Source organism: Azospirillum sp. TSO22-1 (assembly GCF_003116015.1).
Classification (GTDB): domain Bacteria; phylum Pseudomonadota; class Alphaproteobacteria; order Azospirillales; family Azospirillaceae; genus Azospirillum.
The window spans coordinates 64,429-77,929 of record NZ_LGQZ01000107.1 but is presented as its reverse complement, the minus strand read 5'-3'; the positions used below and the strand labels follow the sequence as shown (position 1 = coordinate 77,929).

The 13,501-nt window shown below is 72.8% G+C and carries 15 protein-coding genes; 2 read left to right on the top strand and 13 right to left on the bottom strand.

Features of this window, described 5'->3' with window-relative positions:
- Positions 1-93 precede the first annotated feature (93 nt).
- Positions 94-828 carry a Crp/Fnr family transcriptional regulator gene (locus TSO221_RS25560; RefSeq protein ID WP_109121331.1) on the top strand — a complete coding sequence of 245 codons (735 nt, stop codon included), beginning with the start codon at positions 94-96 and terminating at the stop codon, positions 826-828.
- Between the two features lies 1 nt (position 829).
- On the opposite strand, the gene TSO221_RS25555 is transcribed toward TSO221_RS25560, so the two are convergent.
- From TSO221_RS25555 to TSO221_RS25505, 11 genes are all read right to left on the bottom strand, one after another.
- Entirely contained in the window at positions 830-1,681 is an 852-nt protein-coding gene (locus TSO221_RS25555; protein WP_109121330.1) for an ABC transporter ATP-binding protein, read from the bottom strand.
- A complete protein-coding gene (locus TSO221_RS25550) occupies positions 1,678-2,268 on the bottom strand; it encodes a cytochrome c4 (RefSeq protein ID WP_109121329.1) in 591 nt (196 codons plus the stop codon). The genes TSO221_RS25555 and TSO221_RS25550 overlap by 4 nt, the downstream gene beginning before the upstream one ends.
- The gene (locus TSO221_RS25545; protein ID WP_158284208.1) at positions 2,265-2,867 is read right to left on the bottom strand and encodes an SCO family protein; all 603 of its coding nucleotides are present in this window, start codon (positions 2,865-2,867) and stop codon (positions 2,265-2,267) included. The genes TSO221_RS25550 and TSO221_RS25545 overlap by 4 nt, the downstream gene beginning before the upstream one ends.
- 5 nt (positions 2,868-2,872) lie before the next feature.
- Positions 2,873-3,472: a hypothetical protein gene (locus tag TSO221_RS25540; protein WP_109121327.1), complete on the bottom strand. Its 600-nt coding sequence runs from the start codon at positions 3,470-3,472 to the stop codon at positions 2,873-2,875.
- Positions 3,469-4,305, bottom strand: coding sequence for an ABC transporter permease (locus TSO221_RS25535; protein WP_109121326.1), 837 nt, complete (start codon positions 4,303-4,305; stop codon positions 3,469-3,471). Before TSO221_RS25535 ends, TSO221_RS25540 begins: the two co-directional genes overlap by 4 nt.
- Positions 4,302-5,678 carry an ABC transporter substrate-binding protein gene (locus tag TSO221_RS25530; RefSeq protein ID WP_199229626.1) on the bottom strand — a complete coding sequence of 459 codons (1,377 nt, stop codon included), beginning with the start codon at positions 5,676-5,678 and terminating at the stop codon, positions 4,302-4,304. Before TSO221_RS25530 ends, TSO221_RS25535 begins: the two co-directional genes overlap by 4 nt.
- A gap of 222 nt (positions 5,679-5,900) precedes the next feature.
- Positions 5,901-6,146 carry a YfhL family 4Fe-4S dicluster ferredoxin gene (locus tag TSO221_RS25525; RefSeq protein WP_109121325.1) on the bottom strand — a complete coding sequence of 82 codons (246 nt, stop codon included), beginning with the start codon at positions 6,144-6,146 and terminating at the stop codon, positions 5,901-5,903.
- 10 nt (positions 6,147-6,156) lie between these two features.
- A complete protein-coding gene (locus TSO221_RS25520) occupies positions 6,157-7,404 on the bottom strand; it encodes a 4Fe-4S binding protein (protein WP_247878275.1) in 1,248 nt (415 codons plus the stop codon).
- The gene (locus tag TSO221_RS25515; RefSeq protein WP_109121324.1) at positions 7,401-8,354 is read right to left on the bottom strand and encodes a HEAT repeat domain-containing protein; all 954 of its coding nucleotides are present in this window, start codon (positions 8,352-8,354) and stop codon (positions 7,401-7,403) included. The genes TSO221_RS25520 and TSO221_RS25515 overlap by 4 nt, the downstream gene beginning before the upstream one ends.
- 7 nt (positions 8,355-8,361) lie before the next feature.
- Entirely contained in the window at positions 8,362-8,598 is a 237-nt protein-coding gene (locus TSO221_RS25510) for a 4Fe-4S dicluster domain-containing protein (protein ID WP_109121323.1), read from the bottom strand.
- Between the two features lie 15 nt (positions 8,599-8,613).
- Complete coding sequence (locus TSO221_RS25505; protein ID WP_109121322.1) at positions 8,614-10,341, bottom strand: fumarate reductase/succinate dehydrogenase flavoprotein subunit; 1,728 nt, start codon at positions 10,339-10,341, stop codon at positions 8,614-8,616.
- Positions 10,342-10,514: 173 nt separating this feature from the next.
- Between TSO221_RS25505 and TSO221_RS25500 the strand changes: the two genes are divergently transcribed.
- Entirely contained in the window at positions 10,515-12,569 is a 2,055-nt protein-coding gene (locus tag TSO221_RS25500; protein WP_109121321.1) for a molybdopterin oxidoreductase family protein, read from the top strand.
- On the opposite strand, the gene TSO221_RS36580 is transcribed toward TSO221_RS25500, so the two are convergent.
- Positions 12,566-13,360 (bottom strand): HAD family hydrolase, encoded by a 795-nt coding sequence (locus tag TSO221_RS36580; protein WP_109121320.1) that lies wholly within the window; start codon positions 13,358-13,360, stop codon positions 12,566-12,568. The genes TSO221_RS25500 and TSO221_RS36580 overlap by 4 nt on opposite strands.
- Positions 13,360-13,482 (bottom strand): hypothetical protein, encoded by a 123-nt coding sequence (locus tag TSO221_RS36885; RefSeq protein ID WP_282187824.1) that lies wholly within the window; start codon positions 13,480-13,482, stop codon positions 13,360-13,362. The genes TSO221_RS36580 and TSO221_RS36885 overlap by 1 nt, the downstream gene beginning before the upstream one ends.
- Positions 13,483-13,501 lie beyond the last annotated feature (19 nt).

The following is a 13,501-nucleotide window of genomic DNA, read 5'->3' as shown; positions in this document are numbered from 1 at the left end:
TGCAGGTTAAATAGACATATAAACATACTTGATAAGTAGGAAATTGCGTGCGACGCTGGATGCCCCGGCCGCGAAAGCCACCTGGAGATATCGATGCCCGTTCCCCTGGAAGCAGCCCGCATCAAGCCGAATCCCTCGCTGCGCCTGTACGAGGAGGAGACCGGCGGGTATGACACAAACCTGCTCGGCAACCTGACCGACGAGGAGTGCGCGGCGGTGTGCGCCGCCGCCACGGTGCGCGGCTACCGCCCTGGCGAGATGGTGTTCCAGCAGGGCATGCCGCACGACGGCATCTTCATCATCCTGTCGGGGCAGGTGCGCACCTACTACCTCGGGCCGTCGGGGCGCGAGATCACGCTGGCCTACTGGTCGCCCGGCAACTTCGTCGGCGGGCCGGAGCTGTTCGGCGGCAGCCCGCACGTCTGGTCGGGTCAGGCGGTGCGCAACAGCCAGGTGCTGCACGTCCGCGGGCCGGAGCTGCGCCGGCTGATGGAGAGCATCCCGCGCCTCGCGGTGGCGCTGGTGCAGGCGCTGGTTCACAAGGGCAAGTGCTACTCGGCGCTGATCCACATGCTGGGCACGCGCTCGGCGGCGGAGCGGCTGGCGCAGCTGCTGCTGCTGATGGCCGGGCTGGACGGGCGGCGGGTGCCGGAGGGCGTCGCCATCGGCCGCACCCTGACGCAGGAGGAATTGGCCAAGATGGTCGGCGTCACCCGGCAATGGGTCACCGCCACGCTGGAACGTTTCCGCGAGCAGGGCATGATCGGCATCAGCCCGAACAGGATCCTCATCCTCGACGAGGACCGCCTGCGCCGCTTCGCCGGATGATTCAGATCCCCGCGCCGGCCTGCCCGTCGAAGGCCTTCAGGCTTTCCCGGCGGATCAGCTCCAGGCAGCGCCTCTTCATCTCCAGGAAGGCGGGGTCGAGGACGAGGTCGGCGTGCCGCGGGCGGGGCAGGGCGACGGGCAGGTCGGCGACGATGCGGCCGGGTGCCGTGCCCATCACCACCACGCGGTCGGCGAGGAACAGCGCCTCGTCGATGTCATGGGTGACGAAGAGGACCGTCGTCCCGGTCTGCCCCCACAGCGACAGCAGCGCCTCCTGCATCATGGCGCGCGTCTGCGCGTCGAGCGCGCCGAACGGCTCGTCCATCAGCAGCACCGCGGGGTAGTTGGCGAGCGCGCGGGCGATGCTGACGCGCTGCTGCATGCCGCCCGACAGTTCCGCCGGGTAGCGGCGCGCGTGGCCGGACAGGCCGACCATGTCGAGGAACTGCCCGGCCAGCAGGCGCGCCTCGGCGCGGCCGTGGCCCGACATACGCGGACCAAAGGCGACGTTCTCCAGCACCGACTTCCACGGGAACAGGGAGTATTGCTGGAACACCATGCCGCGGTCCGGCCCCGGGCCGGCGACCGGCGCGCCGTCCAGCCGGATGCGGCCCTCCGACGGTTCGACATAGCCGGCGACCGCGTTCAGCAGCGTCGACTTGCCGCAGCCGCTGGGGCCGAGCAGGCAGACGAACTCGCCCGGCTCGACCGTCAGCGACACGCCGGAGACCGCCACGGCGTCCGCGCCGAAGCGGACGGTGACGTCCTCCAGCCGCAGGGCGCCGCGCACCACGTGGACCTTGCCCGGCCGCCCGGGCCGCAGCGGGAGGGAGCGTTCCGTCGCGAGCGTCATGGCCGTGTCGTCTCCGTATCCTGCAGGGCGTGGGACAGCGCCTCCACGTCGGCGTCGCTCAGCCGCGCCGCCACCGCGCGCATGGCGCCGTCCGCGTCGTTGTCGCGCCGGCCATCGCGGAAGTCGCGCAGCTGCTTGGCGAGATAGCCGGCGTGCTGCCCTTCCAGACGTGGCGCGCCCGTGCCGTGGCAGGACCGGCAGGGCGGGATGCCGGCCGCGGCGTCGCCCTCGGCGATCACCCGGCGCGCGCGCGGATCGCCAGCGGGCGACGCGGGCAGGGGCGCCTGCGCGCTGAAGTGCGCGGCGACCGGGGGGATGGTCTCGTCGGTCAGCTCGGACACCGAGCCGGACATCTGCCCGCCGTCGTTGCGCCGTCGGCCGGCGCGGAAGTCGCGCAGCTGCTTCTCGATGTAGGCGCGGTCCTGCCCGGCGAGGCGCGGGAAGCGCGGCACCGCGCTCAGCCCGTCCAGCCCGTGGCACTCGCCGCACATCTCCCACGGCGGCGCCCCGTCGGTGACCAGCGTGTCGGCCATGGCGCCGGGGGACGCCGACAGCAGCGCGGCGAGGATGACCCGGCGAACCGTCATGGCGCGGCGCTCCCGCGCGCGAGGCCGCGGATCAGGCCGGTGAGGAACGCGGCGGTCTCGGCCGGGTCGAAGGGCGGGGAGAGCTTGGCGACCAAACGCCCGTCCGGCGCCACGACGCCGACGGCGGCGCTGTGCGCCACCTCGTAGGCGCCGTTGGCGTCGGGCGGGCTGATCACCGCTTTGGCGTCGAGCCCGGCGAGCAGCACCGCGACGGCCTCCGCGCCGCCGGTCACGCCGACGAAGTCGGGGTGGAAGTGGTGGACGTAGTCGCGCAGAATCGGTCGGTCGCGGGCCGGATCGACGGCCAGGAAGACCACGCGCGGCAAACGCTCCGGCGCCGTGGTGGTCGCCAGCTCGGCCCGCACCGCCTCCAGGTTGGCGAGCGTGAAGGGGCAGACGTCCGGGCAGCTGGTGTAGCCGACGGCGACCAGCGTCCACCGCCCGGCCAGCGCCGCCGGCGTGAAGGGGCGGCCGTCGTGGTCCTCCAGGGCGAAGGCGGGCAGCGCCGCGGGCGGCTCGACCAGGATGCCGTCGAGCCGGGCCCACGCGGGCGCGGCGGTCATCAGGAGGGCGAGCAGGGCGGCGAACCAATGCGGCATGGCGGTCATCCCCGTCCCCGCTGTGCCGCCCACGCTGGCAGCAGCACGCCGGCCGCCAGCAGCGCGAAGCCGGCCATGGTCAGCCACGGCCCCCAGGGCAGCAGCGCGAAGGCGGTGCCGACGCCCATGCCGAGCACCGCCAGCCCGACCACCCAGCTCGGCGCCGCGCAGCAGGCCACCCAGGAGACGGTGACCCCGGTCAGCGCGGTGAGCGCCGTCCCGGCACCGGCCGCGGCAACGCCGGTGCGCCGGCAGGCCCCCGGCGGGAGGGCGCGCAGCCGTCCCGCCGCCGCGGCCAGCAGGGCGCCGGCCAGGGTGGCGAGGGCCAGCTTGGCCGGCAGCACGGCGAGGCTCCACTCGGTGATGCCCTTGCCGTAGGACGTGTTGAAGAAACCGATCTCCAGCAGCCACTCCTCGGCGGCGATGGCGGGCACGTCGGCCAACGCGGGCGTGGCGCGCAGGATGCGCGCGACGTTGCCGGGCCAGTCGTGCAGCGTGACGAAGTTCGGCAGCGCCTCGAAGCGCACCACCAGAGCCGCGAGCTGCGCGGCATGGAAGGCGACGGCGAGCGCGGCGCCGGCAGCGAGGGAACGGGCGAGGCTCACCGCGCCCTCCTCTGCCACGCCATCAGCGGACGGGTGGCGGCGCGGACCAGCCAGGTGGAGAGCGTGCCGAGCGAGCCGATTACCAGCATGCCGACGATGATGTCCGGGTAGTTGATCACCGAATAGGCGTTCCAGGTGAAGTAGCCGATGCCGTACTGGCCGCTGATGATCTCGCCGGCCAGCAGCGAGAACCACGACACCCCCATGCCGATGGCGAGCCCGGCGGCGATGCCCGGCAGGGCGGCGGGCAGCACCACGTGCAGGAAGACCGCGGCCCGCCGCGCCCCCAGCGAGCGGGCGGCGCGCACCAGCACCTCGGGCGTCTGCTCGACGCCGTGCACGGTGTTGAGGACGATGGGGAACAGCGCGCCCAGGAAGGTGATGTAGATGATGGACGATTCCTCGGTCGGCCACATCAGGATCGCCAGCGGGATCCAGGCCACCGCCGGGATCGGCCGGAGGATCTCGATGTAGGGGATCAGCAGGTCGCGGGCGACGCGCGAGCGGCCCATGGCCAGCCCCAGGGCGATGCCCAGCCCGGCGGCGATGGTGTAGGCGACCAGGATGCGCGTCAGGCTGACCAGGATGTGCCGGTAGAAGACCGGATCGGCCAGGTGCTTCAGGAACGCTTCACCCACCGCGAGCGGTGCCGGGACGTTCTGGAAGCGGATGTAGAGATCGACCTCGTGGGTCGCCCCCCAGTGCCACAGCCAGAGGCCGGCGAGCAGCGCCGCGAGGCGCAGCCCGAGGCTCCGCGCCGCACCGGCGAGCCGGGCGCGGCGCGGGTGGGCGGGCGCGGCCCGGCCGGGGGGCGACACCGCGAGCGCGGTCATGACGCGGCGCTGGCGACGGCTTCGTCGAAGCTCAGCACCTTGCCGCCGGCCTTGGCGGCGTGCGCCTCGGCCTCGCCCTTGCGCAGGAAGGTGGCGAACTCGCCGTCCTTGCCCTGCACGAAGAAGGCGGTCTTGCCGAACAGCTTCAGGCCGGTCTCGCGGTCGTAGACGTAGGTGGCGTTCAGCTTTGCCCCGGTCGCCTGGAAGCCGGCCACCGCCTTCAGGAACTCCCTCGGCGTCGGGTAGCTGGTGATGCCGTCGCGGGCGTGCCAGACCTCGCTGGGCCGGCCGGCGTTGGCGGTGGAGGGATCGACCAGCTTCGCCTTCTGCGCCGCGTAGTCGAGGCCCAGTTCGGCGTAGGCCGTCTTCAGGTACGCCTCGGTCACGAAGTCGTCGACGTTCAGCGCCGGCGCCAGCTTCTCCTTGGCGAGCACGCCGTGGTCGGCCTTCAGCGTGTCGATCCACTGCGCCTTCAGCGTCGGGTCGAGCGTCAGGTGGCCGCCCTTGGAGAAGTAGATGTACAGCACCTCCTTCTCGACGCCGGTCCACTTCTCCAGCGCCTCGGTGGCGCGCAGCGGGTCCTCCTCGATCCAGCGGCCGGCGTCGACGATGGCCTTGACGAAGGCGGTGACGACCTCCGGGTGCGCCTCGGCGAAGTCGGCGCGCACCACGAGGCCGTGCAGGTAGGGCACGCCGCCCTCGCTGCCGTCGTAGATCTTCCGCCCGGTGCCGCGGAACTCCATGATCTCCGACCAGGGGCAGAAGTCGGCGTGCGCGTCGATCTTGCCGGTGGCGATGTTGGCGGCGCCGACCGCCGGCGCCTGGTTCTTCAGCTCGATGGCGGACAGCGGGATCTGTTTGTCCTGCAGCGCCTTCACCAGCATGCCCCAGGCGGCGCTGCCGACCGGAGTGGACACCGCCTTGCCCTTGAGGTCCTCCAGGCTGTGCGCGGTCGAGGCCGCCGGCACCACCAGGGCGTTGCCGGAGCCCTTGAGGTTGTAGCCGGTGCCGGCCACCACGATGGTGCGCAGGCTCTTGGTCTCCTGGAACTTCGCGCCGTTCACCACCAGCGGGAAGTCGCCCATCACGCCGAAGCTCAGCTTGCCGGCCAGCATCTGGTTGGTGATCGGCCCGCCCGAGGCGTAGTCGCTCCACACCACGTTGTAGTCGGCCTTGGCGTACTTGCCGTCGCGCGGCAGGTGCTTCTCCAAGAGCTTCAGCTCCTTCACCACGATGCCGGCGGTGTAGGTGTCGGTGCACATGCTCTGGTGGCCGACGGTGATGTCGATGGTCTCCGCCGCCGCGGGCGCGGCGATCAGGACGCCGGCCGCCAGGGCGGCGCGCAGCATCGGGAAGGGGGCGGTGCTCGGCATGGTCTCGTTCCTCTGGTGGCCTCGATGGGGCAGCGTGCCGGAACAGCCAAGCCGCTGTCGGCCAACTAATTGTCCACTTGGGTGTTGGGGAATAAACCCTCTCCCGCCCCGGGAGAGGGTGGCCGCGGAGCGGCCGGGTGAGGGGCAGTGCGAGAATCCTTGGATTTACCCTCACCCTCCCGCTTCGCGGGCCCCTCCCTCTCCCGGGGCGGGAGAGGGGTTTCAGCCGATCAGCCGCTCGTACTTCGCCTGCAGTTCCTCGCGGGTCTCCTGGTGGTCGGGATCGACCAGGATGCAGTCGATCGGGCAGACCTCGATGCACTGCGAGCGCTCATAATGGCCGACGCACTCGGTGCAGCGGCCGGGGTCGATCTGGAAGACCTCCGGTCCCTGTGAGATCGCCTCGTTGGGGCATTCCGCCTCGCAGACGTCGCAGTTGATGCATTGGTCGGTGATCAGCAGGGCCATGGGGATGCTCTCAGGGGTGGGCGGCGACGGGAGCGCCCTGGTGGCAGAGCGCCAGGAGCACGAGGGTCGCCAGATAGACGGCGTAGGACGCCCGCGACGGCGCGAGCGGCCGACCGAGGCGGGCGCTCCACGCCACGCCCGCGGCGAGGACGGCGGCGCGCAGCCAGGGCAGGACGGCGAGCGCCTCCACCCCCTCGCGTTGCAGGATTGCCAGCGAATGTTCGAGCGCGCCGAGGAACAACCCCAGCCCGGCCAGCGGGATCAGCCCGTAGGCGAGCCGGTACGCCGCGATCCGGCGCCCGCCGGCGGCCAGCAGCAGCAGGGCCGCGGTGGCGGCGCCGAGTGTCAGGGCCGGCAGCAGCACGGCCGCCAGAGCCGCCGCGGCGTCGCCCCAGCCACCCAGCGGGCCGATGGCCGTGAGCAGCCAGCCGTGCCACGGGCTGCCGCGCCAGTGGATGCCGGCCCAGGTCAGGCCGACCAGCACGAAGGCGATGCCCAGCGCCTCCCAGCCGCGCGCCTCCTCCTCCTCCAACGTGGCGATCTCCGCGCCCAAGGGGCGGGCCGCCAGGGCGACGGCGTTGCGGTGGCCGCTGCAGCGGCCGCACATGTTGCACTTCTCGTTGCTGGTCAGGCGCCGCACGTCGAGCAGCAGCGGGCAGTCCACCGGCTTGGGCACCGGCCGCGCCGCGGCGTCCCAGGCGGTCCGGTCGACCCTGAAGTGCAACGCCGAGGCGCGCGCCAGGATCGAGAACAGCCCGGCCATCGGGCACAGGTAACGGCACCACACCCGCTTGCCCCGCCCATACAGCGCGCCGACCGCCAGCGCCGCGGCGCTCGATCCGCCGACCACCAGCAGGGTGCCCAGCGCGTCGTACTGGACGCCGCCGAGGTCGCCGGCCAGCGTCAGCGCGGCGAAGCCGAGCAGCGGCCAGCCCGGCCAACGCAACCCGGCCGGCACTTTGAGGGCGCGGCCGTGCCGGCTGGCCGCCTCGGTCACCGCGCCATCGGGGCAGAACAGGCCGCACCAGAACTGCCCGAACAGCAGCGTGGAGAGGATGACGCCCGGCCACCAGACGCCCCAGAACAGCGCCTCGGCGAGGCGCGCCAGCGTGACCAGGGCGCGGGCGTCCGGCGCCGCCGGCAGCAGCGGCGGCAGGAGCAGCAGGACGAGGTAGAGCGCCACCATCGCCCACTGCACGCGCCGCACCACGTCCTGCCGGCGGTGCAGCGCGTCGCCGAACCGCTGCAGCGCGGTCATCGCCGCAGGCGCTCCAGCGCGCGGCCGGCGGCCTTGCGGACCTCGACGTCCAGGTCGTCCGCCGCGGCCTTGCCCAGGGCCGGCGCGGCGTCGGGCGCGCCGATGGTGCCGAGCGCCGCCGCCGCCTCCTTGCGCAGGTTCGGCACCGGGTGCGTCAGCGCGCCGACCAGGGCCGGCACCGCGGCGGCCTCGGCGAGGCGGCCCAACGCCGTGGCGGCCTTTACCGCGACCTGCCAGTTGGAATCCGCGACCGCGGCGACGAGGCCGGCCATCGCCGCGGGCGGCGCCAGCTTGCCCAGGGTCACCGCCGCCGCCTCGCGGACCTGCCAGTCGGCGTCGTGCAGCGCCGCGACCAGCGCCGCCGTGGCGCGACCGTTGTCGGCGTAGCCGAGACCGCCGGCGGCGGTGCGGCGCACCTCCGCGTCGGGGTCGGCGGCCAGCCGGCCGGCCAGCGGCTCCACCGCCTCGGGTGCGCGCAGGTAGGCGAGCACGCCCACCGCCTCGCGCCGCACCGCGGGGTCGGCGTCGTCCAGCGCCGCCAGCGCCGGGGCCAGCGCGCCGGGCACGCGGAGCTTGCGCAGCGCAGCGAGCAGGGCGGCGCGCGCGAAGGGCGTCGGCGCCGCGGTCACCCGGCGCAGCAGCGGCGGCCCGGCGGCCTCGTCGAGGATCTCCGCCAGCGACTCCGCGGCGGCCCGGCGGACCTCGCCGTCGGCGTCGTCCAGGCGGTCGGCCAGCGCGTCCACGGCCGCACCGTCGGCGACACCCTCCAGGGCGCGCGCGGCCTCCAGCCGGACGCCGGCGTCGGCGTCGCGGGTGGCGGCGACGAACGGCGCGGGGGCGTCGTCGGCGAGGTCGGCGGCCCGCAGGACGCCGAGGCGGCGGACCGCCGGATCGGGGTCGGCCAGCGCGCGGGTCAGGGCGTCCAGTTCGGGATCGGCTACGGCGCTCATCGCCGGCTCAGCGCAGCAGGTAGGGGATGGAGACCGTCACCGCCTTGGTCGGGCAGTCGTGCTCGCACGGCAGGCAGTACCAGCACTCGTCGTAGGCCATCTTGACCTTCCCGTCGCCCTCGTCGAAGGCGAGGATGTCGAGCGGGCAGGAATCGATGCAGGAGCGGCAGCCCTTGTCGGCGATGCACTTGCCGTGGTCGATGCGGACGGAGGGGTTGGGGACTTCGCGGATGGTGGCGGGCATGGGGCGCGTCTCCGGTCAGGCGGCGGCCGGCGCGTCGATGCGCAGGCGGTTGTAGGCGTCGCGGTCCTGCTCGTCGATCGGGAACAGGTAGGGGGGAACCGGGCGCTTGAAGCAGACCGGCCGTCCGTCCGCGCCCTTGCGCACCTCGACGAAGGTGAACCACTCCGCGTCGTTCCGCTCGGGGTGCTCCGGGTAGTGGTGGTAGAGGCCCCAGCGGCTCTCGGTGCGGTACAGCGAGGCGTGCGCCGCCAGCTCGGCGCAGTCGAGGATGGCGTGCACCTCGATGGCGCGCATCAACTCGTGCGGAGAGGTCGCCTTGATGCGCTCCAGATCCTCGCGGATCTCGGCGAAGCGGCGCAGGCCGATCTCCATCTTCGCCGTCACCTTGGGCGGCTGGAGGTAGTCGTTGACCATGCGGCGCAGCTTGTATTCCACCTGCGCCGGGGTGAATCCCTCCTCGCGGCCCAGGGGCGCGAACAGGCGCTTGCGCTCGGCCTCCACTTGGTCCTGGTCGATGGCGGCGTGGGCCTGCCCGTCGAGGAAGTCGACCGCGTCCCCCCCGGCGATCTCGCCGAAGACCATGGCGCCCAGCATGTAGTTGTGCGCGACGTTGCACAGGTCGCCGGCGGCGTAGAGGCCGGGCACCGTGGTGCGCGCGTGCTCGTCCACCCAGACGCCGGACGCGCTGTGGCCGCCGCACAGGCCGATCTCCGAGATGTGCATCTCGACGAGGTCGCTGCGGTAGTCGGTGTGGCGCCCCTCGTGGAAGCGGCCGCGGGTCGGGCGCTCGGTGATGTGCAGGATGTTCTCGATGCGGGTCACCGTCTCCGGCGCCAGGTGGTCGAGCTTGAGGAACACCGGGCCGTTGCCGCTTTCCAGCTCGCGCCAGAACTCCAGCATCATCTGGCCGCTCCAGTAGTCGCTCTTGATGAAGCGCTCACCCTTGGCGTTGACCGTGTAGCCGCCGAACGGGCCGGTCACGTAGGCGCAGGCCGGGCCATTGTAGTCCTTGATCAGCGGGTTGATCTGGAAGCACTCCAGCCCCGACAGCTCGGCGCCGGCGTGGTAGGCCATGCTGTAGCCGTCGCCGGCGTTGGTCGGGTTCTCGTAGGTGCCGAACAGGTAGCCCGACGCCGGCAGCCCCAGCCGCCCGGCGGCGCCGGTGCACAGGATGACCGCGCGGGCGCGCACCACCACGAAGTCGCCGCTGCGGGAATCGAGCGCCAGCGCGCCGGCGATGCGCCCGCCGCCGCCGGTCAGCAGGCGGGTGGCGGTCAGGCGGTTGCTGACCTCGACGCCGACCTTGCGGATCTGCCGGTAGATGACCTTCTTGACGTTGTAGCCCTCGGGCATGGGCAGCACGTAGGCGCCCATGTGGTGGACCTTCTTGACGGCGTAGTCGCCGTTCCCGTCCTTCTCGAACTTGACGCCCCAGCCGTCGAGCTTGCGGATCATGTCGTGGCTGCGGCTGGCGTAGGCGTGGATCGTCGCCTGGTTGACGATGCCGTCGTTGGCGATGGTGATCTCGCGCACGTACTGCTCGGGCGTGGCGTGGCCGGGGATGACGGCGTTGTTGACGCTGTCCATGCCCTCGGCGATGGCGCCGGCGCGCTTGACGTTCGCCTTGTCCAGCAGCAGGACGCGGAGGTTCCGGTCCTTCTCCTTGGCCCGGATGGCGGCCAGCGGGCCGGCGGTGCCGCCGCCCACCACCAAGACGTCGACGTCGAGCGTGCGGGTTTCCATGCCTGTGCTTTCCTGTGCTGCGAGCCCTTGAACGCGGGGAACGATGGCGGCGGCGGCGGCACAGGGTCGAGCAACTAATTGCGCGGCACGCGGGGTGGGGTCTGTGCGATAACGTGCGTCGCACGGGAGGACCGTCCGCCCGCGCGACGCACCATCCGGAGACGCCCGACCCCATGCCCGCCGCGTCCCGCCTGCACGCCTCCGCCTGCCCGCACGACTGCCCCTCCACCTGCGCGCTGGAGGTCGAGGTGCTGGACGGCGCCCGCATCGGGCGGGTGCGCGGGGCGGCCGGCAACAGCTACACGGCCGGCGTGATCTGCGCCAAGGTGGCGCGCTACGCCGAGCGCATCCACCACCCCGACCGGCTGACCACGCCGCTGCGGCGCACCGGGCCGAAGGGCTCCGGCCAATTCGCACCGATCGCGTGGGACGACGCGCTGGACCTCGTCGCCGAGCGCTTCCTGGAGGCGGAGCGGCGCATCGGGGCGGAGACGGTGTGGCCGTACTATTACGCCGGCACCATGGGCCTCGTGCAGCGCGACGGCATCAACCGGCTGCGCCACGTGAAGCGCTATTCCGGGTTCCACGGGACCATCTGCACCACGCCTGCCTGGACCGGCTGGCTGGCCGGGGCGGGGCGGCTGTCCGGCGCCGACCCGCGCGAGATGGCGGTCTCCGACCTCGTGGTGATCTGGGGCACCAACCCGGTGTCCACCCAGGTCAACGTGATGACCCACGCGGTGCGCGCCCGCAAGGAGCGCGGGGCGAAGATCGCGGTCGTTGACGTCTACCGCACCCCGACCATGGAGCAGGCCGATATCCCGCTGCTGATCCGGCCGGGCACCGACGGCGCGCTGGCCTGCGCGGTGATGCACGTGCTGTTCCGGGACGGCTTGGCCGACCGCGCCTACCTCGCCGCGCACGCCGACGATCCGGCGGGGCTGGAGGCGCACTTGGCCGACCGCACGCCGGAGTGGGCGGAGGCGATCACCGGCTTGGCCGCCGCGGAGATCGAGGCGTTCGCCCGGCTGGTCGGGACCACCCCACGCAGCTTCTTCCGCCTCGGCTACGGCTTCACCCGCTCGCGCAACGGGGCGGTGAACATGCACGCGGCGCTGTGCATTCCGGCGGTCAGCGGGGCGTGGCGGCACGAGGGCGGCGGTGCCTTCCACACCAACGGCGCCATCTACCACTGGGACAAGACGCTGATCGAGGGGCTGGACCGCCGCGACCCGGCGGTGCGCACGCTCGACCAGTCGCGCATCGGCGCGGTGCTGGAGGGCGATGCCGACGCGCTGGGCGGCGGGCCGCCGGTCACGGCGCTGCTGATCCAGAACACCAACCCGGTGACCATCGCCCCCGACCAGACCTGCGTGCGCCGCGGCTTTGCCCGCGACGACCTGTTCGTCTGCGTGCACGAGCAGTTCCTGACCGAGACGGCGCGCATGGCCGACATCGTGCTGCCGGCCACCATGTTCCTGGAGCACGACGACCTCTACCAGGCCGGCGGCAACCAGCACATCCTGTTCGGCCCGAAGACCGTCGAGCCGCCCGGCGACTGCCGCCCCAACCACGCGGTGGTGCGCGCGCTGGCCGCCCGGCTGGGCGCCGACGATCACCCGGGCTTCCACCTGACCGAGCGCGAGATCATCGACGAGACACTGCACCGCTCCGGCTGGGGCTCGCTGGCGGAGTTGGAGGCGGCGCGCTTCCACGACGTGCAGCCGGAGTTCCCCAGGGCGCATTTCCTGGATGGCTTCGCCTGGCCGGACGGGCGGTTCCGCCTGAAGCCGGACTGGCCGTCGGCGGCGATGCCGGCCTTTCCCGACCATTGGACGGTGACCGAGGAGGCGGACGCGGAGCATCCCTTCCGCCTGGTCACGGCGCCGGCACGCAATTTCCTGAACAGCAGCTTCACCGAGACGCCGGGCTCGCAAAGCCGGGAGGGGCGCCCATCACTGCTGCTGCACCCCGACGACGCGGCTGGGCTCGGCGTGGCGGAGGGCGACCGGGTGGAGGCCGCCAACCCGCGCGGCGCGGTGATCCTGCACGCCCGCCTGTTCGACGGCGTGCGGCGCGGCGTGGTGATCGCCGAATCCATCTGGCCGAACGGCGCCCACGAGGGCGGGCGCGGGATCAACAGCCTGACCGGCGCCGACCCGGTACCACCGAACGGCGGCGCCGCGGTGCACGACACCCGCGTCCGGATCCGCCGGCTGGGTTCCTAGACGCGCTCCGCCGTGTGCAGGCGCGCGGCCAGCACCGCGTCGGCCGCCTCGACGAAGCCCTGGCCGCCCGGCCCGCGGGTGATCCAGGCCGGCGCCATCGGAAGGTCGGCCAGGTGTTCGGTCACCGTGCTGACGCCGACGCTGTTCGGGAAGAAGGCGAACATCGGCGCGTCGTTGGCGGAGTCGCCGACGTAGAGGATCTCCTCGCGGCGGGCGTCGATGTCCACGCCATGCGCCGCGGCCAAGAAGCGCCGGGACGCCGACAGCTTGTCGTAGCCGCCGGACCACGCGAGCACCCACAACGAATTCACCGTCACGTCGGCCCCCGCGGCGCGCAGGCTGTCCAGCAGCCATCCCCGCCGCACCGGGTCCGCGGGCCGCTCGAAGGCCACGCCGGTGAGTCGGAACGGCTGGTCGGGTGCCAGCGCGATGCCCGGGATCCCGGCGATCACCTCATCGGCGAGCGCCCGTAGGCGCGCCAGGACGGCCGCCCGCCCGTTGCCATGCCAGAAGCGGTGCGCCGCGCCGCCGACGCCCTGCCTTTGCACATGCAGCCCGCCGTTCTCGCCGATCACCCCGGCCACCGGCCACATGCGGGCCATCTGGTCGCACCAGCCCGCCGGCGCCGCCGTGACCGGGATCACCGGGATCCCGGCCGCCTCCAGCCGCTCCAGCGCGGCGTAGGTGGCCGCCGACAGCCGGCCGCGGTGCGTCAGCGTGTCGTCCATGTCGGTCAGCACGAGGCTCACGCGGCGCAGCCGCTCCACCGGCGCCTCGGCGAGCGGCCGCATCACGCCGGCCCCGCGGCGGGAACGGTCACGGCGCCGCCAGGGTTGTCGGTCACTGCGAAGGTCTCGAAGTGCCCGATCTCCGGATCGGTGCCGCAGCGCTGCCGCACGATGGCGGTGATCATGGAATCCCTCCCAAAAAGT

Coding starts and splice junctions, on each gene's coding strand:
- TSO221_RS25520 (WP_247878275.1), bottom strand. CDS start 7,404: ATGACCGCGCTGCAGCGGTTCGGCGACGCGCTGCACCGCCGGCAGGAC.
- TSO221_RS25530 (WP_199229626.1), bottom strand. CDS start 5,678: ATGCCGAGCACCGCCCCCTTCCCGATGCTGCGCGCCGCCCTGGCGGCC.
- TSO221_RS25500 (WP_109121321.1), top strand. CDS start 10,515: ATGCCCGCCGCGTCCCGCCTGCACGCCTCCGCCTGCCCGCACGACTGC.
- TSO221_RS25535 (WP_109121326.1), bottom strand. CDS start 4,305: ATGACCGCGCTCGCGGTGTCGCCCCCCGGCCGGGCCGCGCCCGCCCAC.
- TSO221_RS36580 (WP_109121320.1), bottom strand. CDS start 13,360: ATGCGGCCGCTCGCCGAGGCGCCGGTGGAGCGGCTGCGCCGCGTGAGC.
- TSO221_RS25545 (WP_158284208.1), bottom strand. CDS start 2,867: ATGCCGCATTGGTTCGCCGCCCTGCTCGCCCTCCTGATGACCGCCGCG.
- TSO221_RS25510 (WP_109121323.1), bottom strand. CDS start 8,598: ATGCCCGCCACCATCCGCGAAGTCCCCAACCCCTCCGTCCGCATCGAC.
- TSO221_RS25560 (WP_109121331.1), top strand. CDS start 94: ATGCCCGTTCCCCTGGAAGCAGCCCGCATCAAGCCGAATCCCTCGCTG.
- TSO221_RS25505 (WP_109121322.1), bottom strand. CDS start 10,341: ATGGAAACCCGCACGCTCGACGTCGACGTCTTGGTGGTGGGCGGCGGC.
- TSO221_RS25515 (WP_109121324.1), bottom strand. CDS start 8,354: ATGAGCGCCGTAGCCGATCCCGAACTGGACGCCCTGACCCGCGCGCTG.
- TSO221_RS25550 (WP_109121329.1), bottom strand. CDS start 2,268: ATGACGGTTCGCCGGGTCATCCTCGCCGCGCTGCTGTCGGCGTCCCCC.
- TSO221_RS25555 (WP_109121330.1), bottom strand. CDS start 1,681: ATGACGCTCGCGACGGAACGCTCCCTCCCGCTGCGGCCCGGGCGGCCG.
- TSO221_RS25525 (WP_109121325.1), bottom strand. CDS start 6,146: ATGGCCCTGCTGATCACCGACCAATGCATCAACTGCGACGTCTGCGAG.
- TSO221_RS36885 (WP_282187824.1), bottom strand. CDS start 13,482: ATGATCACCGCCATCGTGCGGCAGCGCTGCGGCACCGATCCGGAGATC.